This window comes from Sulfitobacter sp. W027 (assembly GCF_025143985.1).
Classification (GTDB): domain Bacteria; phylum Pseudomonadota; class Alphaproteobacteria; order Rhodobacterales; family Rhodobacteraceae; genus Sulfitobacter.
This window is the reverse complement of record NZ_CP083564.1, coordinates 2,010,788-2,036,249: the sequence shown is the minus strand read 5'-3', so window position 1 is coordinate 2,036,249 and position 25,462 is coordinate 2,010,788. Positions and strand designations below refer to the sequence as shown.

25 protein-coding genes are annotated in these 25,462 nt (G+C 57.5%); 9 read left to right on the top strand and 16 right to left on the bottom strand.

The window, feature by feature from the left end:
• Positions 1-47: 47 nt before the first annotated feature.
• The 5 genes from K3759_RS09960 to K3759_RS09940 are packed head-to-tail and all read right to left on the bottom strand — an operon-like array spanning position 48 to position 5,380.
• Positions 48-1,055 (bottom strand): glycosyltransferase family 2 protein, encoded by a 1,008-nt coding sequence (locus K3759_RS09960; protein ID WP_259981496.1) that lies wholly within the window; start codon positions 1,053-1,055, stop codon positions 48-50.
• Complete coding sequence (locus K3759_RS09955; protein WP_259981494.1) at positions 1,052-2,158, bottom strand: glycosyltransferase family 1 protein; 1,107 nt, start codon at positions 2,156-2,158, stop codon at positions 1,052-1,054. Before K3759_RS09955 ends, K3759_RS09960 begins: the two co-directional genes overlap by 4 nt.
• Positions 2,155-3,414, bottom strand: a complete 1,260-nt coding sequence (locus K3759_RS09950) for a glycosyltransferase (RefSeq protein WP_259981492.1) — start codon at positions 3,412-3,414, stop codon at positions 2,155-2,157. Before K3759_RS09950 ends, K3759_RS09955 begins: the two co-directional genes overlap by 4 nt.
• The gene (locus K3759_RS09945) at positions 3,411-4,553 is read right to left on the bottom strand and encodes a glycosyltransferase family 4 protein (RefSeq protein ID WP_259981490.1); all 1,143 of its coding nucleotides are present in this window, start codon (positions 4,551-4,553) and stop codon (positions 3,411-3,413) included. Before K3759_RS09945 ends, K3759_RS09950 begins: the two co-directional genes overlap by 4 nt.
• 2 nt (positions 4,554-4,555) lie before the next feature.
• A complete protein-coding gene (locus K3759_RS09940; RefSeq protein WP_259981488.1) occupies positions 4,556-5,380 on the bottom strand; it encodes a PIG-L deacetylase family protein in 825 nt (274 codons plus the stop codon).
• 222 nt (positions 5,381-5,602) lie between these two features.
• Between K3759_RS09940 and K3759_RS09935 the strand changes: the two genes are divergently transcribed.
• A complete protein-coding gene (locus K3759_RS09935; RefSeq protein ID WP_259981486.1) occupies positions 5,603-6,286 on the top strand; it encodes a sugar transferase in 684 nt (227 codons plus the stop codon).
• 54 nt (positions 6,287-6,340) lie between these two features.
• A complete protein-coding gene (locus K3759_RS09930) occupies positions 6,341-7,351 on the top strand; it encodes a GNAT family N-acetyltransferase (RefSeq protein WP_259981484.1) in 1,011 nt (336 codons plus the stop codon).
• A gap of 13 nt (positions 7,352-7,364) precedes the next feature.
• Here K3759_RS09930 and K3759_RS09925 read toward each other — a convergent pair whose 3' ends face one another.
• The gene (locus tag K3759_RS09925) at positions 7,365-8,549 is read right to left on the bottom strand and encodes a GNAT family N-acetyltransferase (RefSeq protein ID WP_259985617.1); all 1,185 of its coding nucleotides are present in this window, start codon (positions 8,547-8,549) and stop codon (positions 7,365-7,367) included.
• 257 nt (positions 8,550-8,806) lie between these two features.
• On the opposite strand from K3759_RS09925, the gene K3759_RS09920 reads away from it, so the two are divergent.
• The 3 genes from K3759_RS09920 to K3759_RS09910 are packed head-to-tail and all read left to right on the top strand — an operon-like array spanning position 8,807 to position 12,809.
• Positions 8,807-10,654 carry an asparagine synthetase B family protein gene (locus K3759_RS09920; protein WP_259981482.1) on the top strand — a complete coding sequence of 616 codons (1,848 nt, stop codon included), beginning with the start codon at positions 8,807-8,809 and terminating at the stop codon, positions 10,652-10,654.
• The gene (locus K3759_RS09915) at positions 10,651-11,967 is read left to right on the top strand and encodes a lipopolysaccharide biosynthesis protein (RefSeq protein ID WP_259981480.1); all 1,317 of its coding nucleotides are present in this window, start codon (positions 10,651-10,653) and stop codon (positions 11,965-11,967) included. The genes K3759_RS09920 and K3759_RS09915 overlap by 4 nt, the downstream gene beginning before the upstream one ends.
• The gene (locus K3759_RS09910; protein ID WP_259981478.1) at positions 11,964-12,809 is read left to right on the top strand and encodes a hypothetical protein; all 846 of its coding nucleotides are present in this window, start codon (positions 11,964-11,966) and stop codon (positions 12,807-12,809) included. The genes K3759_RS09915 and K3759_RS09910 overlap by 4 nt, the downstream gene beginning before the upstream one ends.
• 7 nt (positions 12,810-12,816) lie before the next feature.
• Here K3759_RS09910 and K3759_RS09905 read toward each other — a convergent pair whose 3' ends face one another.
• Positions 12,817-13,782 (bottom strand): cellulase family glycosylhydrolase, encoded by a 966-nt coding sequence (locus K3759_RS09905; protein WP_259981476.1) that lies wholly within the window; start codon positions 13,780-13,782, stop codon positions 12,817-12,819.
• 280 nt (positions 13,783-14,062) lie between these two features.
• On the opposite strand from K3759_RS09905, the gene K3759_RS09900 reads away from it, so the two are divergent.
• Complete coding sequence (locus tag K3759_RS09900) at positions 14,063-15,196, top strand: GNAT family N-acetyltransferase (RefSeq protein ID WP_259981475.1); 1,134 nt, start codon at positions 14,063-14,065, stop codon at positions 15,194-15,196.
• Here K3759_RS09900 and K3759_RS09895 read toward each other — a convergent pair.
• The gene (locus K3759_RS09895) at positions 15,177-16,487 is read right to left on the bottom strand and encodes a polysaccharide biosynthesis/export family protein (protein ID WP_259981474.1); all 1,311 of its coding nucleotides are present in this window, start codon (positions 16,485-16,487) and stop codon (positions 15,177-15,179) included. The genes K3759_RS09900 and K3759_RS09895 overlap by 20 nt on opposite strands.
• A 147-nt stretch (positions 16,488-16,634) precedes the next feature.
• Here K3759_RS09895 and K3759_RS09890 point away from each other — a divergent pair, with 147 nt between their 5' ends.
• From K3759_RS09890 to K3759_RS09880, 3 genes are read left to right on the top strand one after another with little or no spacing between them, the layout of a single operon-like run.
• A complete protein-coding gene (locus K3759_RS09890; protein ID WP_259981472.1) occupies positions 16,635-18,035 on the top strand; it encodes a hypothetical protein in 1,401 nt (466 codons plus the stop codon).
• Positions 18,036-18,057: 22 nt separating this feature from the next.
• Positions 18,058-18,291, top strand: a complete 234-nt coding sequence (locus K3759_RS09885; RefSeq protein WP_259981470.1) for a hypothetical protein — start codon at positions 18,058-18,060, stop codon at positions 18,289-18,291.
• Positions 18,288-18,542, top strand: coding sequence for a hypothetical protein (locus K3759_RS09880; protein ID WP_259981468.1), 255 nt, complete (start codon positions 18,288-18,290; stop codon positions 18,540-18,542). Before K3759_RS09885 ends, K3759_RS09880 begins: the two co-directional genes overlap by 4 nt.
• A gap of 37 nt (positions 18,543-18,579) precedes the next feature.
• Here K3759_RS09880 and K3759_RS09875 read toward each other — a convergent pair whose 3' ends face one another.
• The 8 genes from K3759_RS09875 to K3759_RS09840 form a co-directional block, all read right to left on the bottom strand.
• Complete coding sequence (locus K3759_RS09875; RefSeq protein ID WP_259981465.1) at positions 18,580-19,677, bottom strand: UDP-glucuronic acid decarboxylase family protein; 1,098 nt, start codon at positions 19,675-19,677, stop codon at positions 18,580-18,582.
• Positions 19,678-19,994: 317 nt separating this feature from the next.
• A complete protein-coding gene (locus K3759_RS09870) occupies positions 19,995-20,747 on the bottom strand; it encodes an ABC transporter permease (protein ID WP_259981464.1) in 753 nt (250 codons plus the stop codon).
• Positions 20,747-21,514 (bottom strand): ABC transporter ATP-binding protein, encoded by a 768-nt coding sequence (locus tag K3759_RS09865; RefSeq protein ID WP_259981462.1) that lies wholly within the window; start codon positions 21,512-21,514, stop codon positions 20,747-20,749. Before K3759_RS09865 ends, K3759_RS09870 begins: the two co-directional genes overlap by 1 nt.
• Complete coding sequence (locus K3759_RS09860; RefSeq protein ID WP_259981460.1) at positions 21,481-22,164, bottom strand: TenA family protein; 684 nt, start codon at positions 22,162-22,164, stop codon at positions 21,481-21,483. The genes K3759_RS09865 and K3759_RS09860 overlap by 34 nt, the downstream gene beginning before the upstream one ends.
• Positions 22,161-23,108: an ABC transporter substrate-binding protein gene (locus tag K3759_RS09855; protein WP_409202481.1), complete on the bottom strand. Its 948-nt coding sequence runs from the start codon at positions 23,106-23,108 to the stop codon at positions 22,161-22,163. The genes K3759_RS09860 and K3759_RS09855 overlap by 4 nt, the downstream gene beginning before the upstream one ends.
• A 37-nt stretch (positions 23,109-23,145) precedes the next feature.
• Positions 23,146-24,108, bottom strand: coding sequence for a HesA/MoeB/ThiF family protein (locus K3759_RS09850; protein ID WP_259981457.1), 963 nt, complete (start codon positions 24,106-24,108; stop codon positions 23,146-23,148).
• Complete coding sequence (locus tag K3759_RS09845) at positions 24,105-24,701, bottom strand: thiamine phosphate synthase (RefSeq protein ID WP_259981455.1); 597 nt, start codon at positions 24,699-24,701, stop codon at positions 24,105-24,107. Before K3759_RS09845 ends, K3759_RS09850 begins: the two co-directional genes overlap by 4 nt.
• Positions 24,698-25,459: a thiazole synthase gene (locus K3759_RS09840; protein ID WP_259981453.1), complete on the bottom strand. Its 762-nt coding sequence runs from the start codon at positions 25,457-25,459 to the stop codon at positions 24,698-24,700. The genes K3759_RS09845 and K3759_RS09840 overlap by 4 nt, the downstream gene beginning before the upstream one ends.
• Positions 25,460-25,462 lie beyond the last annotated feature (3 nt).

Sequence of the window (25,462 nt, the reverse complement as noted above, 5' to 3'; positions counted from 1 at the left end):
GTACGAACACCCAGACAAGAGGTCTGAGAAGACGGTTTTGAGCGAGCTTAGGCATTGGTGCGTCGCGGCATCACCCGGCGCAGCTTGTGGGTGATCACGCCAGCAATGATGACGACAGCGCGTGCCAGGACGAACCCGATACCGATCACATGGCCTACCGGCCATTGCACCAGACCGCGCATGTGCACCGCCGTCGTCTTAACCTGCGGCCAACCGAGGATAACTGCTACCCCGCCAAGCGCACACGCGATCATGACCCAGAACAGCGACCACATTAACAACGCAAGCGCCAGTGCTATTCCCGCCAAACCAATTGCACCGACCTGGACCTTGAACTGCAATGGCGTCCAGTCGTCTGCGCGACGCTTATCTGGGTAGCGGTTGAGGACTTCAATGCGGCCCATGGCACGGCGATATTTGACGCACATGAATTGCTGCCACGTCGTCTGGTGGTGATGTGCAACGGGGGCGGATTGCACGAATGCAATACGCCCACCACCCTGTGAGATACGATAGCCCATTTCCACATCCTCGGCTTGGCGAAGCGTTTCGTCAAACCCACCCAGTCTTTCGCGCAGCGCGCGTGTGGTGCCGCAGGACGGTGCGGCGATGAAATCAACTCCGTCGAAGGCATGGGCCATCGTGCGGTAGCGATCAGCGACTTCGGATTGGATTAAGCGAGGCACGACCCCATCGTTCGCCGGGCAAATCGTGCCAACGACTGCGTCAAAACCGCCGGTCAGCATTTGCGCGCTCATATCGTCCAACCAATTTCTTGGCGGCACACAATCGGCATCAAGGTAGAGAATTATCGAACCTCGCGCTCGGTCGGCACCAGCATTGCGCGCCGCCGCCGGGCCTGCGTTAGCCTGCGACAGCAGGGTGACACCAGCAGCCTTCGCAATTTCCGGGCCGCTGTCCATCGATCCGTCATCGACAACGATAATTTCGAAGGCAATGGCGCTTTCCTGCGCATTCAGTGCATTCAGTACTACCGCGATGGATGAGGCATCTTGATAGAGCGGAATAACTACGCTTACGTTTGGGGGGCTCATTGCATAAACTCCTGCAACACTTGCGATGTCTCGCGCCCTGCCTTTTCCCAAGCGAAACAGGCAAGTCGTGCACGCCCTTTGTCATGTAAATCGTCACAGAGCGCATCATCAAACGCCAGCCTTTCCATAGCGAGGCGCAGTCGCGTGCTATCATTTGGCGGAACCAAAAGCCCCGCATCGCCCAGCACCTCAGGCAAGGAGGTTGCATTAGCGGCGATCACTGGAGCACCGCGCGCCATCGCTTCGAGTAGGACAAGCCCAAACCCTTCGGAGACGGATGGAAAGACGAAGGCCCGCGATGTCAGGTATAGGTGTTCAAGCGTGGTTTCTGGCACGAATCCCGGTAGGTCAATACGCGCGCGGTCGACAGGATCAAGTGCGTTCAGACGGGCGGCGATATCGCTGGATGCATTGCCAGGTGGTCCGACTATGACTAGCCCATAGCCGGCCTGCGCAAGCCTTTCGCTGGCTATGAACGCGTCAATCAAGGTGTTGATGCCTTTGCTGCGTTCGACTTTGCCCACGAATAGGAACCGACGTTCGACAGCAGCTTTATCGCGGGGGCGTGGATCGGGCCCGCCTTCAAGCACAACGCGCAGTTTGTCGCGTGGCACGGCGGCAAAGGTTTCAGCGTCAGATGCGGTAAATTGAGATACGGCGATGACACGGGAAGCCCGAGCCAGTGCGAGCCGGATCACCCGACGCAGAATGGCCGCTTTGACGGTTCCAAACTTTTCCGGCGTACGAAAGTGTAACAAATCATGCGCAGTTATGACGCTGGGTATCCGTAGGCGAGGTGTCCAGATTAAATTAGGCAAGAACACCACATCGGCGGCGTGGCTATGCGCGATGCCGGCAAAGCAGGTGGCGTGCCAAATCAGCCGTCCGAGCGGCTTGCGTGGAGTGGGGGTTTCAACTGTGGTCAATCGGTCTATCGCGGTTAGAGCAGAAAAAGCCCGTTGCCATGGCGCATAGAGCAGGGTGATCCGCGTGGATGGATCGACGGATAGCAGATGCGGGAGCAATTCCAGCAGGTACCGATCCGGCCCTCGCGGATCTGCGTTGTCGTTAATGGCATCAATGAGAATATGGGTATCCGTCATCCTGTCCCGCGCCCATTCTGATAGAGGCTGTCGATAAGCGCGAATTCGTCTCGCATGACTTTGGCCCAGTCCCGGGCGGCAGCAGCGGGGGGGCCAGCAAGTGAAAATGCAATGTATCCCGCGCTGTCACCCAACAGTCGCAGCACACCATCCATAATCCCGGCTTGGGTGCAGGCACAGACTAGCCCAATTCCGGCACCCGTAACGATATCGCCTGCTTCGGATCCCTCAAGCGCCAATACAGGAAGGCCGGCCGCCATGTATTCCAACACCTTAAGCGGTGCCGCATGGATGCGCAGTGGATGGGGTTGAAAGACAGCAAGCCCGATCCCGGCCTGGTCAAGTTCTTGAAATACCTCGCTGCGATCGCGACTGCCCATTATAAAGATACGATCCCGAACACCCGCCACATCTGCAAGATGTTCGAGGTAGGCACGATATCCATCCTGCACCGGTCCTATCACCCGCAGAACTGCGTCCGCTTGATGTGTCGCGATGGCGGGCAGTGCGGCAATAGCTTCTTCAATCCCGCTATAGGGAGCAACTTCACCGACGAACAGTAGCTTAGCGCAAGGGGTTTTGCGGCTGCGCTGCGGAATAGAGCCCGAATCAACGCCTGTAGGGGACAGTTTGATAGTGGACCCCCGAATGTTCTCAAAGCGCCCCGCCAGCCGACGTCCGATGCATAACGTCAAGTCAGCTTGCCGAACAGCGCGCCGCTCCTGTGCCATCGCCCAAGCCCTGCGTAGGGGCGACGTCATGAACCCTGGTTCATAGTCGCGGTCGACATAAACGTAGGGCCCGATATGCCCGGAACTTCTTAATCTTTCCGCGGCTCTGGCAGCCCAAGGACCAAGGGCCATAGTCACCAGCGGAGCACTGTCGGTCACTGACAGCCCGGCATCATGTAGTGCACGGATCGTCATCTTGTCGCGCAAGATTGCTGCACTATCCATCGCGTGACCTACTGCCCTTCGCAGGTGTCCTCCGTTCTTATCTTCCGATTGAGTCCTAGCGCGCACTGCACCGTCCGGCGGGTTGAGCAAGGGGTTGATACCGATATAGGTCACATTGCCTTTTATTTCGGCCATCCGGTCGGTTGTCATCATCGCGCCAAATCTTCGATCTGCCGCGCCGCGTTTGCGAAACACGACGGTGACCTGATCAAACCTCTGGCGGGCCGCCGCAATTACGTGGTGTTCGCGGTTGTTGCGGCGGCCCAGTACATCGAGAGTGGTGAGCATAAGGAAGTTCATGAGACCAGAACCTTGTCTCTCGCCAGAGCGGTATGGTACAATCTAATCAGCGCTTCTTGCACCGTATCGGGCGAACAGAGAGCAGCGGCCCTTGCGGCTCCCGCGGTGCCTAGCCTTGCACCGAAGCCAAAATCTCTTAACAGGACCTCCACAGCCCCGGCCAGTGCATCTGCGTTGGCAGGTTCTGCGACCAAGCCGGTGACGTCGTTGGTCAACCAGTCAACAGTGGCTCCCTTGCCAAAGCCAGCGACGGGACGCCCAAGCATCATAGCCTCAAGTATGGTTAGCCCGAAGCCTTCCGGAATAAGTGAAGGATGCACCACCACGCGAGCTCGCCCCATCCATGCCAGCACCTCTGCATGGTCGATACGCCCAGTCAGGGTAACACGTTCTTCCAAATCAAGTTGCGCGAGGCTACGGGCGATTGTGTTGGCCAACGGGCCGTCCCCGCAAATTGCCAGCCTAGTGTCACTTGGCAGTGCGCACAGGCAGGGCAGCAGCAAATGAGCGCCCTTTTGTGTAGAGAGTAGGCCGGCGTAAACCACCAGTGGTGGGCAATCGGCAAGCTCAGGAGGCCTCGTTTGCGGGAGAGGGACGCTATGCGGCACGATTATCAGCCGGGCGCTTGGTGCGCCGGCCTGCTGCGCGAGATCGGCAAGATAACGGCTCGGCGCGTGGATGATCGTCGCGTTATCGCAGACAGCCTGCCAAACCGCGCGTCGGGCGGGGCGGTGCCGCCAGCGCGCTAACCGTTTTGCCAGGGTTTGAGGAGGGGGGGGGGGCTCTGAAGGAATTTCGAACGGTGCAATGTCGTGCAGGCTGACCACCAAAGGCGCAATGTCTGCAGCCAGTTGGATTAGGTCTGGCGTGACCGCCGTTAGCCCCAGATGCAAATGGATAATGTCGGCATGGCGTGCGGCTTGCTTCAGCGTGGTCAGACTGACCGCCTGTACCCGCGCATGCTGGCCGAAGGGGACGGGGGCGGTCTCTTCGTGCGGATCGCGGGACTGCGCGGCAGTTAGCAACAGCCGTGTGACAACCCACCCCTTTTCAGACAACAAAGTAGCGTGATCCTCAACCACGCGACGGATGCCGCCACTGCCGGGGCCCTTGTCGGTGATCTGGAGGACGCGACCCATGGTCAAACGCTTCGTTGTCGGGCAAGCGCGCCGTAGCTTTGAACGGTCATGACCCGGTAGGCTTCGGCAATGCTGTTAGGCCCAATCCCCGCAGTAACCGCTCTATAGGTGCCTAAACCCTTAACAGCGGCGAGGTAGTCAGTTGTCTCCAATTGAGAACGGTGACAACTAATTGCCTCCCATTTGCGTGATGCTACTTCGGTAATATTGAGTACAGCCGACGCAGTGGTTGGGCTCCAGACCTCATAGCCCCAGACAGGCGTTTGCTCGGGCAAATCGGCGTTTTTTGCGGCAAGAGCTACAATGCGGGCGGCGACCGCGTGGTCGGCATGCCGGTCTAAGGGGCAAGGGGCGGCAATTAGATCGGGCGGACACTGGCACCATAGCGCGCCAAGGGCCAGTGCAATATCCCCTTCGCTCTCATGGAGGCGCCCATCGGGACCGCGTAGCCAATGTGCCGTAGTGTCAGCAAAGTTGCCCAAAGCAGTTTCAGCCTCCCCTCGCCGGCGGACGGCAATGTCGCGCTGCGCGGCCGTGCGGTCTATGGCTGTGGCATTGCTATCGCGTGATTCCACCGACCCCATCTCGCCATCGGTCAAGAAAGCTACATTCGTTTGCCGATCTGCCTGAGACCATAGCGCCATCAGCCCGCCGCAGCCAATGACGTCATCATCGGGGTGCGGAGCCACCACGCTAAGCCAGTGCCCCGCGGGAAGGGTCAGTAAACGCATCGGAGCAAAAGTCTCGTACCCGGCTTTCGCAACACTTAACGCGCTACGTACCCAATGCGGTCTAATCCGCCTAATGATCGGGTCGATGAGGGCCATTCCAAATATAGTTCCTGAAGCAAGCCAAAGCAGGAAGAACGATGAACGAATACCGGAAGCAACCGACCTTAATAATTGTCGGCGTTAGCATTTGTACGAACTTAGCAAAAATAAGCTTAGCTGACTAGCTTCATGGCATTAGACGCTTGGTCAGTCAGTGCGCTTCGCGATTCCAGTATTTTTGTGCTAAGGTGCGGAATAATTTGTACGGGGGGTGGGGTGATGGAAGTTAAATACACCAAAACCGACAATGAGATAATTCTGGACGACCAATTTCCAAGTCAGTCATCTCGAAGAGCTGTGATACCGTTGTTCGCTAAAGAGGTCGTCGAGCGCAGCTGTTGCCTTGCAGGACTTATAATTTTAGGGCTACCGCTGGCACTCATCGCCATCGCAGTTCGGATCAACAGCCCAGGGCCGGTCATTTTTGTCCAGCCACGTTTTGGTAAGGACGGCAAACCGTTCGGTACTTTTAAGTTCCGGACCATGCGTAATGATACGACGGACATCAGCGGCGGGCGTCAGACCGAAGATTGCGATCCGCGTATTACGCGCGTGGGCGCATTTCTGCGCCGCACATCGGTAGATGAATTGCCCCAATTGGCGAATGTATTGCTGGGTCACATGGCATTAGTTGGGCCGCGCGCGCATCCCTGCGGCATGCGGGTGGACGGAACATTATGCGCTGAGTTGATCGACGACTACCACCTACGCCATAGCGTGAAACCGGGGATCACCGGTTTGGCGCAGATCAGTGGTTCCCGCGGCGCGGTCGACAGCAAAGCCGCGCTGCAGCGCCGGCTTGATTTGGATCTTGAGTATATTCGTAATCACTCTCTGCGGCTGGACGCATGGATCGTATGGCGCACAATTGTCGATTTAGTGTCGGGCAAGGCAGCGGGTTAAACTGGAATGATATCTTATGGTTCAACTGAAACAATTACAGCCCGCAGGATTTCTTTGTCGGATGATACTCTTGAATCGCCGTGGCACGATCTGGTGGCAGCAGACCCTTTTGCGACAGTGTATTCCACCCTGTCGTTCCAGCGCGCCCTGTTTGAAGCTTTTGGTCCGGCAGAGCCACAGGTAATTGCACTTGAAGCCGGGGGACGCATCGTTGGCCTGATGCCTATTGCCGCGCTCACGATGCAGCGCGGCAAAGCTACTCTGCGCGAAACCGGGTTTTTGCGCTGCGCTCATACACTGCGCAACACGCTGCTGATACCGGAAGGCGCGGCTTCCAGTGGCGTGCTGCTGGAAGCGCTCCTGCGCGCCATGCCAAGCGACAGTTTGTTGTTTCAGAACCTACCAAGCGACAGTGGTAAGATCGCGCAGATGCAAGCGGCTGCCGCTAGGGCGGGACTTCACGCTGACATGCCGCAGGAGGGGCGGTTGTTAATGCATTCTGACTTTAATGGCGGCTATGACGCATTTTGGGCGAGTCTGTCTGGGCAGCAGCGGCGGCACTTTCGAAAGCGCCGCCGCAACTTAGAAGCGATAGGAGAACTGCGACTCGTACGCCTGACTGGGGGTCTAATCACTAATTCAATGCAAGTGTGGCGCGATATTGTTGCGACCAGTTGGCAGGGCCATGATGCCCATGCGGTTGGGAACAAGCCGCAAGATTGGGATTTTCACCGCCGTCTGGTGGATAACGGGGCGCTCTTCCTATTGTTTCTCGATGATCGGCCCATTGCTAGCTTGCGGTATTTAGAACACGATAATGTCGCCTATTTGCACACTATGAACTATAACTATTCCCTACGTGAAATGTCTCCGGGCTTGGTTCTCTTTGATTTTGCGGTGCGCGATATTGCTACGCGCGGTTTCCGGCGGCTCGATTTCAATGGGAAGACGGAAATCTATAAGCGCTGTGCTTCGGGTGAGACAAGCCATCAGACGCTGCGGATCTACCGCCCCACGCTGCGCGGTCATGCCGCGCGTTATTTGCGCCGAGTACTTGCGCACTGAATGGGCTTCCGGCCTAATCGTGCGCCAGACGTTTGGCCAATTCGTGCCGCCATCGTCCAGCAAGCGAAGGAGCGGTAAATATCATGTTGCTACGCTTCGATACCCGGTCTGAATAGGGGATTGTCCATGAAGCATTAGAATTATAGTCTATTTCGTCGACGCCTTCTGCATGCGCGAAATCTATCGCTGTATGGAGCGTCAACCGTCCGATGCCCAGTCGCGCGTGCTCTACGTCCGAGTAAATTAGGAATGTCAGCAAGCGGTTACAATGCAGCGACATTAGCATCGCGGAAATCATCACCCCGTCGATGCGCGCCGCGACCATCACGGGTTCGGCCTCGTCCAATTGTATCAAACTTATGAAGAACTGATTTTGACGGGCGTTGAATGGAATCAACACTTCTTCACTGACCGCGCGACCCCCATTTTTGATGTTTTTCCAGCTACGCCGGGCCAGATCGTCTAATTCAATCATAGCGGGCAGTACATCTTCAGCGCCGCGAATTATTTCGAATGTTGCCCCCGCATTCTTTGAGAACTTAACTGAACGGCGGACATTCTGACGAAATTTCTGGTTCTGTAGCGCAACAAAGGCGTCGGCGGGCTGAACTTTCGACACGAATTTTAGATTGCGGTCCAGCGGCCTTTTCAGGGTCCGTAACGGGCCTTGTGCAAAAGCTGAACAATCATCGTCGTCCAATACGAAAACACCGAGGTTCCAGCCATTCAAATCTGCGATCGCAGCAGGAATTGCTTTCACAATAGTTTGATACATTTCGGGCGCGGCCAGAATTTCTGACCTAAGCGCAGTAGGTTCCAACCCCAGTGGCGTTGAAAGCTGGGCGGCGGGCAGGGAGAGCTTTGGGGGAGGGGCCTGCAGAAGGTCGTAGTCCGCATCTTGATAGCTATAGCGCGTATTGAACGAAGGCCCGCGCCGTACCCTGTTCCGCATCAACGGCACCAGTCCACACATTCTGTTTTCGGTATCGTAAAAGCACAGGATTGATATAGAGGTACGGTCAGAGAAGACTGAAGCAAACGTGCGTACAAACATTGGAGATGCGAAAAACGCACCGGACCCGCTTTGCTGCGTAAGGTCGCGCCAGTCTACTAATTGAGCATCGGATAGCGTACTCACATCCAGTTCTCGCGCAGTTAACTGCGGAGCAAGGGTGGGGCGATGAAGTTCGGCAGACACGGTCAATCGGGTCCCTCCGGGGCGGGCGCGAAATGTGACGCGCACAGGCAGTCAAATGCAGATTGCAATAGGAATAATGTCTTCACAGTATGCGAATAACATCATCCTGACTATTAAATTCCGGAGGGTGCATAGCGACCGTCGCAACAAAAGCTTCCTCAAAGGGCGGTATGCGGTTACCATCCCGAGAACCCGTTTAACGATACTCACTGTTATCTTTGTTGTGTTTTCTCACGGCTGTTACTTCGGAGTTTACTATGACCGCATTTTCTCTTTGGGTACCTTTCGACTTTAACACTAAACCACCACTCGAATATGCGGACCGGTTTCTTGATACACTATCACTTGCCTTCGACCCGATCCGGATTGCTGATGTCCGACCTGGTCTTGCGTGGGCCTTTGCTGGACGGAAGGGGGCCGAGGATCAGCATCCCGGACAGGCTCTAGATGAAGAACGCGGCGCAGCACTGACGGTTTTCGGTCCAGTGTTCGAAGTGTCAGGACAATCAACTGCCGGCCAGTCTCGCGATCAGATCGCTGTACAAATCCTAGCGTTATACGATGGCAAGTCGGACCAGTGGCTGCAATCATTGCGCAGCCATGCAGTGTTTGTGCTAATTGATCGCAAATGCGGCCATGCAATCGTGGCGCGGGATCAAATGGGTTCTCAGCCACTTTATTGGCGGGCCGGCAAGGGCGGGGTTGGCTTGGGGAACACTGCACGTTCCCTGATCACGATGGACGGTCAACGCAGCGGTGCGAACAGAGGTCGGATCGCACAGTTTTTGGTAGAGGACGTGTCGGTGTCTGATGCGTGCGGCACTACAGAAACCTATTTTAACGACGTTTCCAGAGTTCTGCCCGGCCATTTGCTGCAGATTACCGAAAATTCCGTTGAACAACGTGCCTATTTTGACATTGCCACCTATTTCGCGGAAGATAAGTTCACTAATCCGGACCCGGCGGCGTATCGCGCCTTGCTAGCTGAAGTCATCGCAACCCAATCTACCAACCCCGATACCACCGGTGTCACCTTATCGGGCGGGCTGGATTCACCCGCTATCGCCTTACTGCTGTCGCAGCATGTGGGTCCGGATACCGCTCTGAACACAATTTCGCTGGGGAATTTAGGGCAGGGTGCGGACGAAAGTGAAAACGTTCGATCGGTATTGGATGACATAAGGGCAAACCCACGTTGGGTAATCCCTGACGAGAAGGCCATTTTTGACGTCATGCGTAAGACTCATTCGCAGCTTGAAGCGCCGTTATTCAGCCCGTCACCTGCGGTGTTTATGTTGCTGAAGCAATCCGTCGCGGATGCCGGAATGCATCAGGTGTTCGGCGGCCTTGGCGCGGATGAAGCGCTCGGGGGCTTAAACATGGGCTTTCTGCGTGACCTTTTGGTGCGCGGGCAATTGGCTACGTTCTGGTCAGAGGTTACTGCCGCCAGCAAGGTCAATGCGATGCGACAGGACTTGTCGCGTTTCGGCGTGTTCCGCGAACATGTTCACGACCCATTCCGTAGTATGCGGCCGCCACCGAAACCACCTGCTTGGGTTGATCCCGGCTTGGCACAGGAATTTAATTTGCGTGGAGGTCGCCCCGTGCGACCACGGATCGCGAGACTGGATTGCTTCGATGGGCGGAATGCCGCGATATTGATCCGGACCTTCACCCAGTCGTTTTTGCATTACGAGGCGCAGTTGGGAATTGCCTGGGGGGTGGAAAATCGGTTCCCCTATCTGGACCCGCGTATCATTTCCTATGCGGCCCGTTTGCCTTGGCACGAAAAGTTTTCACAAGGGCTATATAAGCATCATCATCGTAAGGCGTTTGACGGGCTGTTCCCCGAAAAGATAGCAATGCAGCAAAAGAAAAGCCTCATTCCGGCAGTGCACGACCACTGGCTGCGCGTCGCCGCACAAGAGCCGGTGCGCGATATCGTCGAATCCGGCGGAGCATGGACCAATTATTTGGATGCTAAAACCGTGCGCCAAGAGTACCGAACTTATGTTGCTAGCACCGATGAAATCGAGCGGAACCGTCTGCGCCGGTCCACTTGGCGCGCCGTCACTATTGAGCTTTTTCATCAGTCGATGCAATGACCCTGACGAGAGCCATGCGGCGCCAGAAAAGCGGTCGTCTCCGCAAATTGGTCGCCTCGGGATTTCCAGTTTACTTCGCAGGAAATCTGCTTAGCGCGGGTATTGGCCTCGGGCTGCTTTTGGTGCTGGTTCGCAAGCTCGGTCCAGATGGATTTGGCAGAGTGGCCAGCTTGGTCAACTTCCTTGATATCGGTTTTTTTCTTGTAGACATGGCGCTCTTCTCCGGTGTGGTGCATCTAGCGTCGAAGTATGCAGAAAGCGATCCGGAACGATCTAAAGAAGTCTTGCGCGTGGCGTTTTATGCCCGCGTGACTTTGGCGACAATATTTGCTTTTGGAGGCATCTTATTTGCACCGGTCCTTGCCCAATATCTGTTTGGGTCGGTAGAATATGTGGCTACTTTACGCATTGTCTTTGGCGCGGTCGTTGCTGGCGCTATATATTCGCAGGCGATTTCGACATTGCTGTCCCGTAAGCAGTTCGGTCGTCTCGCGGCCACGGTTTTATTAAAGAACGGAATGCGTGCGTTGGTTGTCGCAGGCTTACTAGCTACTGGGGCCGCCACGATGGGGTCGGTCGCGGTAGGCTATGGCGTTGCCGCAGTGTTAGCCGCGGGTGCCAGTCTGATGCTGTGCAGGTTCGATTTCCTTTCAGTCCGCGGCAACGGTGGTGAGATTGCGCGCGAGCTCTTTGATATCAACAAATGGGCGATTGTCGCTGCGGTTGGTATGCTCGGCGTCCGGATCGACGTCATCATGCTTGAACGAATAAGCGGCTCAACCGATGTTGGATTCTACGCAGCCGCTGCCCAGCTCGTAATCGTCGTTTCATTGTTCAGCCAATCGCTTGCAAACTATATCTTCCCGAGCGTTGCTGCGCTGAAAGATCTGGTGGCGATGCGTATGCATGTTGAACGTGTCAGACGGCTTGTTCCATTCGCCTTTTTGCCGCTCGTCTTCATTGTGCCGCTCGCATGGTGGGGTTTCCCATTTTTGCTGGGCGAAGGCTATGCGGACGCACGGGGGACTTTCGTTGTTCTTATGATATCGGCGGCAGTCACACTGGTACTGAATCCTCTCATTCTATTATTTTTCCCTTTGGAACGTGTAGACGTTTTGGCCAAGGCTGCGATCGGGATGGTGGCGCTGCGCATTGGGTTGAACATATTGCTGATTCCAAGTTTTGGGGCTTTTGGTGCTGCGATGTCAGACCTTACGACCAAGCTCATCGTAAACGGTGCTACACTGGCGTTTCTATACCGGTTGCTCTGGCCTTCAGGTGCTGGGACCATCGGGGGTAAGGTGCGCAGATGATCGCAGGCTTGCTTATAATGGCGGACAGGGGGTGCCGAGTTTTGCAGCGGCAGTTTGATCGCTGGTGGATACCGCGTGACAATCGCCGACTTGCAACGCGAACAATCTCTATCGGCCAGTTAAATGTTGCGATCGACCGCGCGATCAATTGGTTTGCTGTCTTACCCGGGTTGGAGTTCGGGACGATCACACTGCTAAAACCAGAGTTGGACGCCGGGATGGAACCCAAACTCGCCTTCGTTAACCATTTTTTGGGGTGCTACGCCAGTCGTTTCGACAATCCCGAACTACGCCTCTTTGACGTGAAATACAAAACCGGGGCGGAAGAGCATAGAAATAAGCAGCGTATAGGTTCCAATCACGCCATTAACGACGTCATGTTCGCCTGCGTCAATGCGACATCCGAAACGAAAATGGGTCCTCTGTTTGACCAACTGCGGGCGCTGGAAGATCGCGGGATGTATGGGACTACCCACATCATTTGGGGGGCACTGGTTCTACGGCATATTGGAGCTGCATCTAAAGCGGACACTAAAAGCCTGATTCAACGGGCGACCCCAGTGATGATCGCTCGGCAAGAGTGGGATCGATGTTGTGATCATTTCGCCGAACGAATTCTGTTTCTTCAATGGACTGGTCAGCACGAAAAGATCGATCCAGCGTGGATACATCGTTTGCTTGAGGGGCAACGTGAAGACGGCGGTTGGCAACGCCACCCGACACTTCTACCGACACGCTCTATCCAACACACAACCGCACTTGCTCTTGCCGTACTGATTATTATGCGGGCGCATATCCGCGATGGTTTTGACGGCGCGTTTTGGGCCGGGGACCCGGCTTGAAAACAGCCTACTCGTTCACCAGCCGTCGGAAGGTTTCGAAACTCGGGCGCCGATTTAGGTTGAAATCAGCCAGCCCGAATTTTGGGGCGCGCCGTCGATTGCTGTAATCCTTTGCTGCGAACCAAAACAGCGCGTCGGCGGCGCCGCGCTGGGAAAAGACTGCCATCATTGGGTTGGTGTCTTTCGTATTGTTGACGTTCAATGCCATCTCGTTTTGCCCGGTCCAGCCGTATTCATTAAACCAGACCGGTTTTTCTCCCGCGCCACCGGCGGCAAGAATCCGGTCAACCCGCTGGCGCGCTTCTGGAAAGCGATTTTGATAGCCGTAGGGGTGGAACGCAAAGATATCAAAGCAGCGTCCCGCTCCGAGACTGAAAAGTGTCTTCATGGTGCTTTCTGGGGGCAGCGTTCGACGACTGTCCGCGGCGATGCCGCCTAGTACTACGAACCCATTAGGATCAATGGCGCGCACGGCCTCATTCGCACGTGCGAGAAGGAGCGTATACGCGCCCAAATAAGGCTCTGCGGGCTCTTTGTCGCTTAGCCAGCCATAGCCCGTTAGATTGGGTTCGTTAAACACCTCCCAATAGTGCACCCCCTGCGCCGCATAGCGCCTAACCACTGCACGTGAGAACTTACTGAATTCGGCGTCGATAACGCCCCAGTCTTTTGGGAGGGCCTGAGGGATATAGGTCATGATTCCCAATACATTTATGCCCCGCGCGTTGTAGGCTTGCACCATCCGATCGTAGCTGCCCCACTGGTAAGTACCGCCGGGTTTTGGCTGGATCAGCGACCAATGAAACTCCGCTCGAACCCATTTTACTCCTGTGTCCGCGATCAGGTCGATAACGCCGGGATCTCTAGCGTGGGGATCGCTAATGCCGACAATTCCGCGCGCGGGACTGCGGGACGTTGTGCGGCATTCGGCAGTCGCGGCGCGGACGGTTCCCGGATCAGGGCGGGTAGACATTAGGTCCGCCATTGCCGGGTAGGCTGGCAACAGTCCACATAGAATTACTAAAAGAGATTTTATCATGATGATCGTTCCTTTGATAAAGGGAACCACTGACGCAAGGACCGGAGCCGGTGCGTGAGTGGTGAGGTTACCAGCGCAGGCGTGACGCCACAACGAACACGGGCTCTAGACCATGAATCCTGCGAGAGACCGCCTATGCGGCAGCTATCGCTGAGTGGGGTTTCACTCTATTATTAGAATAAGCAGCTGAGGATATTATCGGCGCTAGGCTGAATTGAAACGTGACGATATCCATTATTTTGGAGGCACGACTTTGTTAAAAACCAGAATGCTGACGGCCAGAGATGCGCTGGCATCGGACAGTTATCTGGCGTCACTCACCGGCGTCGCTGAAACTCATCCAACTATCTGCCCGGCATGGCTGGGTGCCTATTATCGCGCTTTTGGTAATGCTGATCGTGACCCCGTTCTTCTGGTACAGCGCGAGGATGGCTCGACGGCCGGTTATCTTGCGTTGACCCGGCGCAGGGGAGGGATGGGGAACCTTTCGCGAGACCTGTGGTCAACAACGAATGGTCATTCTCAATACACGGCTCTCTGGGCGCAGGAAGGGGAGGAGGCCGACGTGGTCACTGCGATCTTCGAAACTCTTGGTAGGCGCAATGATTGGGACCGGATATACCTTCAGGGTCTGCCGGAGTTCTGGCTCGACGTGATCCGGGCGCAGGTGCCGCACTACCACCCCGCAGTCGTTCATCAGTTTGAAAACCGCATGGTGGCCGCGGGTCCCGACGCAATCCTGCCCGAACACCTACCGTCAAAAAAAACGCTGCGGAAGCTTCGGGGACAGATGAGACAACTGTCCGATCAAGGCATTCTGCAGTTAGTCAAGACCACAGACCCCACCGAGCTTGGCCCAACGCTGGCGCGGTACATTTCCGCCGAACGCAACAGCTGGAAACGGCAGGAGAGCGGAGAATTGTTAGCGGATGATCCGGCTGTTGACGCGTTTTACTATGACATTGTTGCACAGGCAGGGCGCGCGTTTCGCCCGACAATCTGGACCTACGAGTACGAAGGAGACGTCGTCGCGGGACTGCTGATGCTCGAAAACCCTGCCGAATGGGTCATGCTCAAAGTATTCTACCACGCTGAATATGCGCGCTATTCTCTGGGGCGGAACCTACTGTTCGCAGCAGTGGCAGCGGCGCGGAATGACGCCACCTGTATCAAACTGGACACGTTTTCCCACCTTGCCAAATATGATAGTTTTGCCAGTCACGCTGAATGCCATGGGGACCTAATCGGATGGAATGGTGGATTGCGGGCACGGTCGCTGCGCGCGGCCTACGGCGGTTTGTCTCGCCTGCGCGCCTACCGGTTAAAGCCTAGTCAGTCACTCGTGTAATCAGCAGCGTATCGCCTGGCATCATTGCAGTCGCAGCGGTGACCATAGCGGGCGCGCTACCCAAGTGGATCGGTCTAGTCAGATGATAGGTTACAGCCCCCTCAGTCGACCCGGTCCCGGTGCCCCTGATGTAGGGCGCTGATAGCGCTGCCGCTCTTTCCACGGCGTTAAGCCGGGCACGCTCTTCGATTAATTCTGTTTGTACAGTTTCAAGTTGCGCACCAATGGAAAGCCGTAAGCTACCCGCAAAATTCTCCAAGGCCAGCTGGAGAACGTGTCGGTCCACTTCTGCGTTAGCTATGGCATCGACGATCTCAAGCTGCGTAGATGTCGCTTGTGAAAGGGCCGTCTGGGCGTCAAGCACTTGATTGATCCGTACAAGCCCATCCTTTTTTAGCGCCAGAACGTCAGTTAATCGCGCGTCCAGCGCCACGATCGTGTCTTTTACAATGTCGCGCCGAGCCCGCAGCGCAGAGAGCCGTTCAGTCGTGGCTTCGGATTGCCGCAAAAGCGAGCTGTATTCAGAAAGATTGGTGGTAATCCAGTCATGGAACTGCTCGTTATGGGTATGGCGCAACACAGTAAACTGAGGGTCATCGGCAACAGTACCCGGAAACCGCAACATTGGTTGCCCGGCAAGTTCTGACCAAATTTCTTGTTTCTCCGTAATGTCGCGTGTTGCGAATACGGCAATACTTCGATCCAGCGAGCCTACTGACATTACCCGCGCAATACCTGACAGATCGACTGCCACTACAGCATCTGCATCCACTTGGAAGTCAGCGTCAAAGGCAATGGCAGCCATAGTGGTCTGCGCGTTCAACCGCACTTCGCGCGCCTGCAAGTTGGCGATCCGCTGAACCAGTGCCGAAAGTGCCTCAGCGCTCCGATAGGCTGTGAGCACATTGTTAAAGTTGTCGATGGCTGCGTTGCGTTGACCACCTGCGCGGACCACGGCCTGCCCAACACTTAAGCCGGGGAACCAATCATAAGCTCCAGGAACGGCCACAGCCCCGTCGACAAATATGTCAGCGCGGCGCAGCACCTGAACGGTTACACTCGGCTCGGTTACCAAACCAGACTGCAGCATTTCGCGCAGCAACGTCTGCTCAATTTCTGCGGCTGTTAGACCGCCAATTTCTTGCCGGCCCAAAAGCGGCACTGCGACTCGTCCAGTAAGATCTATTACATACTCACCGGACAAATCTTCACGGTCATAGAATTCGATCGCAATTTCATCGCCGGGAACCACGGGAATGTCCTGCGCCAGCGCAGATGTAAACAATGTCATGAAAAACGAAACGCACAATGCCGTTTTCCGAGAAGCGCTTCGGTTCATATCAAAATGCCCAATAAGCTAGCTAAGTAAAGGATAACCTGATTATAATTAGTTGTCATGCGTTTCTGCCGCGAGCTTAACTGCGACGGAGGATCAAATTTGTCTGAACAACCTCTGCACAATCACTGGAGCGACCTGTACCAGCGACGGTGGCTGGTGTTGTTTACCATGATTGTTGCCAGCCTTGTTGCTTACCTGTTCAGCACCTCGGTCGCGCCCGTCTATCAGGCGAAGACGACGTTCTTTCTTTCCTCGGCGCAACCGGCACCGCAATTTGTTGCACAAACGCCCGACGCCGCTCCGCGACCATTGCTACCAATTGCGGATGAAAAGACTGCCGCTCTCGACGTTGGTATTCTGCGCGGTCGGGTGCTGCTTGAGCGCCTGTCTGATCAGGTCGGCATGGCTCCAGAGGCATTGGCCAAGGCAATGGTGGTTACGGTCAGTGGAGAATTCATGATCGACGTGTTTCTCAGAGACCGCGACCCCGAGCGTGCGGCTGAGATTGCCAATGCCGTTCCAGATGCCTACGCAGCGTTCCACGAAAGATCAATGCGTGAGCGCGCCGAGGTCGTGGCCGACGCGATTTCAGCATCGCTTGAAAAGCTTGAGGCAGAACGCGAAGCGCTGCTTATACAACTTCAAAATACGCGGCGCGAAAGTGTCAGCACCGCAGATCTCAGTGCCTTGGCCGCCCTACAAATGCGTCGAGAGGCAGCCTTGATTGAACGAGAGGGGTTGGACGCGCAGATTAACCGCGAGGAAGCGCGCCGTCAGTCGTTGGCAAATACTTTAGAGTCAGAGGCAGAATTGTACCGCGCCGGGCAGACGATGGAAACCACTCGAACGGCCGATGAGATGCTTACCGCGTTGCTTGAACTGCGGGTACAACTGGCGTCAGAGGGCAGCGCACCTAATAGCCCGCGTGTGCGTAGGATTCAGGAACAGGTCGACGAACTCGAACGTCAGATGGACATTGAACGTGCGAAAATCGGCAGTGCAGTCGCTAAGTCCTTTGGGAGCATGCACGAGGAACTGCGGCTGCAACACGCTCTCAGCGTCGCATCTCAGGCTGGGCTCAGAGCGGCGCGCTCGGCCGCTGACAGCCGATTAACCGAAGAGACCGTCCGCTTTACTGAAGCCTTGGCCGCTGTGACGAATTCCGACCAGATCGCCACCAGACTGGCCGCGCTGGTCACTCAAATTGACACCGCCCGCACCAATCTCGATGCTGCGCGTATCCAAGCCGCAAACGTTAAGGCACCGCTCGTTGTCGTGGAGGCAGCGGCTGTGCCAACGCGCCCCGCATTTCCGTTACCGATTTTGAACGCAATTGTGGCTGCGCTGACGGCGCTAATGTTGGGCAGCTATTTTGCGTTGTTGCTGGCACATAATGATCGGGTGGGAACCCGGTTACGTTTGAGAGCAACGCAGATACCGTTACTAGACGATAATGATTTATCCGTGCTTAACCCTGCCGCCATCAAGGGTGAGATATGATCCTGCGACACAGGAGGTACTATTGGCTGACCAATTATCGCCACAAGCGCAGTATGCTGTGAAAGCACAGGCAATGCGGGCCAACGCGCAAATCGAACGCACTTACTTTGCGTATCTCAGTCGCTATGCACGAATGACCCGGCAGCTGGGGCGGCTTTACGGGGCTTTTGCATTGGGGGTCCTTTCGGCGGGACTCGCTGTTTTTGCTGTTATGATCGTGCTGAACGCAATCTTTCAATACGCACCTCCATTATGACTTTCGCGCAAAAGAAACAGACGCCCCGCGATGTCATCCATCGCACAATCATGCGAGATGCCTATACGCGGATCGCGCGTGGCGAAGTACTAATGGATGGTGAATGGATCGCTCCTGAAGAAGTTAAACACCGCCGCCGGAGGATGCGGCTAAGCGCAACGGGGCGTTTAATCGAAACCTTGGTGTTTCAAACTATTATCGCGCTGGCCGGATTTGGATTGCTGCTATTGCCTGTACTTTTACTCGTTTAGGTACATATCAAGGTTCGCATGGCAGGCTGCCAAGTTTTCAGCTTATTGCTTTGGAGAGCGCACTAAGCGATGTGCCTGGTTGAGGCGTGGCATTATGCAAGTGCGGCCAGACGCCCAATCCCCCCAACGGCATAACAGGCTCTTGAATGGCGCGTTTTAATAGTTTGCTATGCAGCAGCCGGGTTGAACGTCGCTTGGCCTTTAGGACGCCGTCGAAGTAAGGGATTGTCCTGCGCAAACCTTCGTCCAATTTGACCTTCGGCTGCCAGCCCAAATGCCGCCGCGCCTTACTGATGTCCGGGCAACGACGGGTTGGGTCATCCTGCGGTAGCTCAAGGAAGTTCAGTTTGATTTCGCAATTCAGGATATCACCGATCATAGCGGCCAGTTCGGCTATCGTGAACTCCTCTGGGTTGCCAAGGTTGCACGGATCGACAACATCTTCGGATTCCATCAGAGTCCTAAGGCCTCGCACCATATCGGATACAAAGCAGAATGACCGCGTTTGCGTGCCGCTACCGAACATCGTGACAAGTTCGCCTTTAAGCGCCTGCAGAATAAATGTTGAGACTACGCGGCCATCGTTTTCGGCCATGCGGGGCCCATAGGTATTAAATATCCGCGCTATGCGAATATCGACACCATACATGCGAGAATAGTCGAAAAAGAGCGATTCAGCGGCGCGTTTCCCCTCGTCGTAGCACGAGCGTGGACCGAATGACGTAACGCAGCCGCGGTAGTCTTCGGGTTGAGGGTGCACTTCGGGCTCGCCGTAAACCTCAGACGTCGAGGCCTGCAAAACCCTCGCGCCTGTACGACGGGCAAGTTCCAGCACATTGATCGAACCTAGTACATTGGTGCGCATGGTTCGCACAGGATCTGTTTGGTAGTGGATTGGACTTGCTGGACAAGCCAGGTTGTAAATCCGGTCGACGCTTTCGACAAAATTTAAGGGAAGTTCCACATCCCATTGGTTGAAGTGGAAGTTAGGGTAGGCGCTTAGAGGGGCGATATTGGTGAAAGAACTGGTTTGCAGGTTATCTACACAAAGAACCTGATGGCCCTCGATAGAGAGTTCTTCACAAAGTTTCGAACCGATGAAGCCGGCACCACCCGTGACAATTACGTTGGCCATAAGATCCCCCCCCCAGGGAATATGAGAAACTGGAAACAATAAAATGGTAAGTTCGACGCGAAAAAGGCAGCTGTAGAGAATGGCAGCGTAGTGCGGATCAACAATCCGTGAGCTGAATAGAAGATTGTCGACTTTTTTAGCGTAAAGTTAACATAAGGTCAACTTTTTTGAGTTTCAGAAGGTTTTGCCAAGGGAGGTAAGATAAGCGGCCTGGTTTATGCCAGCCTCTGCCTATGAAGCCGAAAATGTGTCATATGATGCTGTTGTGCCGCCTAATGGCCTGAATTCACTGCCAACCGCGTTCTACGTCGAGCCCCCTATATATAGAACCGCCGCGCCGCCCAGCGGGCCAGTGCCTCTACCACTATCCAAAACACCAGCGACAGCGCTGCCAGCAAGGTCAATGCCGCGAACATCAGCGCCGTCTGGCCGCGGCCATTTGCCATCAGCATCAAATGCCCCAGCCCGCGTGAGGAACCAACCCATTCACCGATGAGCACCGCCAGCGGCCCATAGACCACTGCAAGGCGCAGGCCCGAGATCAGGCCGGGCACGGCATAGGGCAGACGCAGCAGAAGCGTTTCGCGCCAGCGGTTGGCACCCGAGAGCCGCGAAAGATCGTTTAGTCCCGTGGGCAGCGCCATCAACCGGTCGAAAAGGGCAGAGGCGATGGGGAAATAGGTAACGAGTGCGATGGTCACGATTTTGGACGGCATGCCGTAGCCGAGCCAGAGTGTGATCACTGGGGCGAGGGCGAAGACAGGCACGGCTTGGGCCACCACCAGCATCGGGCGCAGCAGCCAGCGCGCGCGGCGCGAAAGGGTGAGCAGCAGCGCGGTCTCGATCCCCAGAAAAATGCCGAGGCTCAAGCCAAGCGCGAGATTGCCTGCCGACCAAAGCGCGTTCTGCCACAACAGCGCGGCATGCGCGCCGAGCGCCTGGACAACGAGCCATGGCCCCGGCAGGATGAATCGCGGCACGCCGCTGAGAGTGACAACCAACTGCCAAATCGTGAGAGCGAGCAGAAAACTTGCCGCGCCACGCCATATTCTATGTAAGGCAATTGGCATCAGGCGGCTTTATTTGGCGACGCCAGCCCCATGCGACCAAGCAGATCGGCTTGGGCGGTGAGGGTCTCTGGCGCGTCAATACGACGGGGTGGGCGCGTGGCGGGAAGGGTGCAGGGGGTGACCCCTTGCCGCTCCACGATCCACGCGTGATCGGCCAGTCGCAGGGCCTCAGCAGGGTCGTGGGTGATTAAGACAACGGTTCGCCCCTTGAGGAGCCGCGCGGCCAAGTCCTGCATCTTATGGCGGGTCAGTACGTCGAGCGCAGAGAATGGTTCATCCAGCAGGACCACGGGGCGGTCTTCGTACAGGGTGCGCGCAAGCGCGACGCGTTGGCGCTGACCGGCGGAGAGTTCGGCAGGTTTGCGGGCCATTTCTGCGCCAAGCCCGACCTCCACCAGAAGCGCGCATGCACGGTCCGGGTCGGGCCGTTCTCCGCGCAGGCGGGTCGCGATTACGACATTCTCAATGGCGCTGGCCCAGGGCAGCAACTGGTCGTCCTGCGCCATCATCGCCACCCGAGGCGGGAGGGGGGCTTGGTCTTGCGCCTCAATCCGACCTTCGAAGCGCGCCGCACAGGGTAGATTAGCGATCAACCGCAACAGCGAGGTTTTACCGACCCCGGACGGGCCGAGCAGCACGCTCCATCGACTGGCAGGCAGGGTGATGTCGCATCCGTTGATCAAGGTGGCCTCGGCCCCCTCAAGCCCCCCCGACAAATGAATGGCTGGCCCCGTCATGCCGATGCGGGCGAGAACGCCATGTCCCAAAAGCCCACCTCAAGCCGCGTGGCGGTATCGAAGTGCGCTTGCAGGGTTTTCGCGCGCGGTAATGATTGCCAATCTGGCCCAAGACGCCGCTCTACGGCACCGTCTATGAGCGCCCCCACGTCCCGGCAAAGCGCTTGATACTCCTGCCCTCCATAGACGGCGCACCAGTCCGCATAGGGGCCACTGCTGCCTTGAAGGTTTAGCCCAATCTCCCCATAGCCCAGCACGCAGGGCGCGAGGGCGGCCATGAGATCGAGGAAATCCCCTGAATAGCCGGCCTCAAGCACATAACGCGTATAGGCGAGGTTGCCAGATGCCTCTGCCGTGGCCTCAAGCGCTGCGCGGTCAATGCCGTGGGCCGCACAGGTTTCCACATGCAGGGGCATTTCCACATGGACCAGCGCATGGACTGTGGCGCTGGCGGCGGCCATCTCATCCAGCGTTTCCGCCTTTGCTGCAGCCAGCGCCCAAGAGCGGGCGAAGTGGATGAGAAAGACGTAATCCTGCCGCAGGTAATGCAGGTAGCTCGCCTGTGGCAGGGTGCCGTCGCGCAGCCCTTCGACGAAGGCATGGCGGGTGTAATCCCGCCAATCCTGTCCGGCCCCAGCGCGCCATGCGGCAAAGGCTCGGCCATAGTCGGTGGCCGTCATGGCTTGGCCTTCGCGGTCACATCCACTACCAGATCGGTGGCAGGGATTGTCGTCTTAACCACGCCGCTTTCCTGCATGAAGGTCTCAAAACGATCGTAGCGCCCATGGTCCACGGCAGCGGGGCGGGTAGCAAAACGCGGCCAAGTGTCTTCCCACGCGCGGGTGTTCAACTCGTTACGCAACTCGGCGTCGGAGGCAAAGAAGGTCTCTCCGCTGGCGGTCGGATCATTCACGATATCCGCTGCGGCGCGCTCAGTAGCGCGTAGGAAGCGGGCGATCATGTCGCGGTCCATATCCTCGGCATTGGCGACGTAGATCAGTTCGTCATAAGCGGGCACGCCTTCGGCTTCGGGATAGAAGCAGCGGCCTTCATGGCCTTCGATCTGCATCTGGTTCAACTCGAAATTGCGGAACGCGCCGATTACACCATCAACTTGGCCTGACATCAACGCGGGCGAGATCGACCAACCGATGTTGATCTGCTCAACCTCTGAGGGGTCCACACCATTGTTGCTCAGCATTGCGTCCAGCAGCATCTCCTGCACGCCCGCCACGGCAAAGCCGACCTTGCGGCCTTTAAGGTCGGCCATCTCCTCCACCGGGCCATCGGCGCGGACGACAAGGCAGGTGAGCGGGGTCTCAATCAACGTGCCGACACGGCGCAGGTCCAGCCCTTCGCGCTGGGCCAAATGCAGTTCTGGTTGGTAGGAGACCGCAAGATCGACCTGACCCGCCGCGACCATGCGCGGCGGCTCATTCGGGTCGGCGGGGGAGATCAGTTCAACCTCCAGCCCCGCATCGGTGAAATAGCCGTTCTCCTGCGCCAGAATGATCGGCCCATGATCGGGGTTGATGAACCAGTCCAGCATGACGGTCATCTTGTCTTGGGCCATGGCGGGGGCGGTGATCAGTGTGAAGGCGAGGGGGGCGAAGATATTTTTCAAGGGAGAGGCTCCAATATAGTGTTTGTTCAGGAAAGGATTAGGCGCCGGGCAGGGCCAGCAGGGCGATCTGGACCGGCCAGCGGGTGCGAAGGGTGTTAGCGGCGTGATGGGCGCGCAGGCCGGTGCGGCAGGCGAGCACGATGCGCGATGTATCGGGTGGTAGCGGCAGGTCTGGCAGCGCCTCGGGCGGGACATGGCGTGCTTGGGCCGAGAAGGGGGCGGGCGCTTCGGTGCGTAGGTCGATGACCAGATCGCGGGGGGTGATCTGGCATTCGGCTATGAAAGGCGTCAGCGTTTCAGGCTCGGGCGCGGCGTCAAATCGAAAGCCCGACATGCGCCAATGTGCGGCGTCCCAGATCATCAGCTGCCCAAGCGGGGAGGGCGACAGCCCCAGCAGCACCGAGAGCGCCATCTGCGCCTGCGCCGCGCCGATCATCCCCACCACAGGGCCCAAGACGCCCGCCGTGTCACAGGTGGCTGCCGTCTGCGGCAGGTCGGGGAAAACGGCGCGGAGCGACGGGGCAGGCCCACAGAAGCCGCCAACATAGCCCGACAGTCCAAGCGCGGAGGCCGAGATCAGCGGTTTGCCCTGTGCCAAGGCCCCATCCGAAAGCGTCAGACTGGCGGCGAACGTATCCGCGCAGTCGAGGGCGATATCGCATTCCGCAAGCAACGCGGGCGCATTGGCGGGGGTGAGCCATTCAGCGCGGGGCGTAACCGTCGCCTCGGGGTTCAGAGCCGCCATCGCCTCGGCGGCGGCCTTGACCTTGGACCTGCCAATATCATCCATCCGGTAGAGCGGTTGGCGGTGCAGATTGCTCATCGCCACCACATCGCCATCGACCAACGTGATCTGCCCAACACCGGCCCCGACGAGATATTGCAGCACCGGCACCGCCAGCGCTCCGGCACCAACGACCAGCACATGCGCCGCAGCCAGCCGAGCCTGTCCCTCGGCACCGACCTGCGGCAGAACGGTCTGGCGGGCATAGCGGCTCATGCCGTCACCTCAAGCCATTCGCGCATCCGCGCTTCGGGGTCGGGGTTCAGGGTGATATCCGTGACCGCCGCCACCGTATCGGCCCCGGCGGCAAAGACCCCCGGCGCGCGGGCGACGCTCATTCCGCCGATGGCGCAAAGCGGGATATCCCCGATCCGCGCTTTCCATTCCGTCAGCCGGTCGAGCCCCTGTTCGGTCCATTTCATCTTTTTCAGGATCGTCGGATAGACGGGGCCAAGCGCGATGTAATCGGGGGCGAGGGCCAGCGCGCGGCCAAGCTCAGCATGGTCATGGGTGGATAGGCCCAGCTTGAGTCCCGCCCGGCGGATGGCGGGGATGTCGGCCACGTCCAGATCCTCTTGGCCCAGATGCAGCCACTCGGCCCCCAGTTCGATCGCCAGTTGCCAGTGGTCATTCACCACCAGCAGCGCGCCGTGCTGGCGGCAGAGGTCAAGCGCGGTGGTGATCTCGCTCCGCAACACCTCTTCAGGTGCATCCTTGATGCGAAGTTGCACCAGCCTCACGCCCAAGGGCACTGCCCGTGCTACCCATGCAGCGCTGTCAAAAACGGGATAAAAACGCGGGAGGGTCATAGCCAAGCCTTTCCGATCACGGGGGTGGAGGGCACGGCCATGTCGCGTTGACCCATGGGACCAGAAGCGGCGGCAAGAGCCCCCGCGCGGCAGGCCAGTGCAAAGGCTTCGGCCATGGCGGCGGGGTCGTGGGCCTCGGCGACGGCGGTGTTCAGGAGCACCGCGTCGAACCCCATCTCCAAAGCCTGCGCCGCATGGCTGGGCAGGCCGAGACCTGCGTCAATTACCATGGCCACATCGGGAAATGCCGCCCGCAGGCTGCGCAGCCCGTGGAGATTGTTCAGCCCCAGCCCGGAGCCGATTGGAGCACCCCAAGGCATCAGCACCCGGCAGCCCGCATCGACCAGTCGGGCAGCCAGCACCTGATCTTCTGTGGTATAGGGGAAGACCTCGAACCCATCGGCGCAGAGCGCCTCGGCGGCCTCGACCAGCCCGAAGGGATCGGGTTGCAGGGTGTCGGCATGACCGATGACCTCCAGCTTGATCCAATTGGTGCCGAAATACTCCCGCGCCATCTGCGCTGTAGTGATCGCCTCGCGCGCGGAATGGCAACCGGCGGTATTGGGCAGCAGATGCACGCCAAGCCCGCGCACCATGTCCCAAAACGCCTGACCCGCGCCCTGTTCGCGGCGCAGCGAAACGGTTGCAACCGGGGCGGCACTTTGGCGAAAGGCGGCCTCCATCACGGTGGGCGACGGGTAGCGCGCGGTGCCCAGCATCAGCGGCAGGGGCAGGGCGGTGCCGTAAAAGTCGCGCATCGT

Excerpts from the sequence above, each read along its gene's own strand:
- K3759_RS09920 (WP_259981482.1), top strand. The coding sequence starts at position 8,807 with ATGACCGCATTTTCTCTTTGGGTACCTTTCGACTTTAACACTAAACCA.
- K3759_RS09895 (WP_259981474.1), bottom strand. The coding sequence starts at position 16,487 with ATGACATTGTTTACATCTGCGCTGGCGCAGGACATTCCCGTGGTTCCC.
- K3759_RS09860 (WP_259981460.1), bottom strand. The coding sequence starts at position 22,164 with ATGACGGCCACCGACTATGGCCGAGCCTTTGCCGCATGGCGCGCTGGG.
- K3759_RS09875 (WP_259981465.1), bottom strand. The coding sequence starts at position 19,677 with ATGGCCAACGTAATTGTCACGGGTGGTGCCGGCTTCATCGGTTCGAAA.
- K3759_RS09940 (WP_259981488.1), bottom strand. The coding sequence starts at position 5,380 with ATGGCCCTCATCGACCCGATCATTAGGCGGATTAGACCGCATTGGGTA.
- K3759_RS09870 (WP_259981464.1), bottom strand. The coding sequence starts at position 20,747 with ATGCCAATTGCCTTACATAGAATATGGCGTGGCGCGGCAAGTTTTCTG.
- K3759_RS09945 (WP_259981490.1), bottom strand. The coding sequence starts at position 4,553 with ATGGGTCGCGTCCTCCAGATCACCGACAAGGGCCCCGGCAGTGGCGGC.
- K3759_RS09915 (WP_259981480.1), top strand. The coding sequence starts at position 10,651 with ATGACCCTGACGAGAGCCATGCGGCGCCAGAAAAGCGGTCGTCTCCGC.
- K3759_RS09955 (WP_259981494.1), bottom strand. The coding sequence starts at position 2,158 with ATGACGGATACCCATATTCTCATTGATGCCATTAACGACAACGCAGAT.
- K3759_RS09910 (WP_259981478.1), top strand. The coding sequence starts at position 11,964 with ATGATCGCAGGCTTGCTTATAATGGCGGACAGGGGGTGCCGAGTTTTG.
- K3759_RS09960 (WP_259981496.1), bottom strand. The coding sequence starts at position 1,055 with ATGAGCCCCCCAAACGTAAGCGTAGTTATTCCGCTCTATCAAGATGCC.
- K3759_RS09905 (WP_259981476.1), bottom strand. The coding sequence starts at position 13,782 with ATGTCTACCCGCCCTGATCCGGGAACCGTCCGCGCCGCGACTGCCGAA.
- K3759_RS09880 (WP_259981468.1), top strand. The coding sequence starts at position 18,288 with ATGACTTTCGCGCAAAAGAAACAGACGCCCCGCGATGTCATCCATCGC.
- K3759_RS09935 (WP_259981486.1), top strand. The coding sequence starts at position 5,603 with ATGGAAGTTAAATACACCAAAACCGACAATGAGATAATTCTGGACGAC.
- K3759_RS09840 (WP_259981453.1), bottom strand. The coding sequence starts at position 25,459 with ATGCGCGACTTTTACGGCACCGCCCTGCCCCTGCCGCTGATGCTGGGC.
- K3759_RS09845 (WP_259981455.1), bottom strand. The coding sequence starts at position 24,701 with ATGACCCTCCCGCGTTTTTATCCCGTTTTTGACAGCGCTGCATGGGTA.
- K3759_RS09850 (WP_259981457.1), bottom strand. The coding sequence starts at position 24,108 with ATGAGCCGCTATGCCCGCCAGACCGTTCTGCCGCAGGTCGGTGCCGAG.
- K3759_RS09950 (WP_259981492.1), bottom strand. The coding sequence starts at position 3,414 with ATGAACTTCCTTATGCTCACCACTCTCGATGTACTGGGCCGCCGCAAC.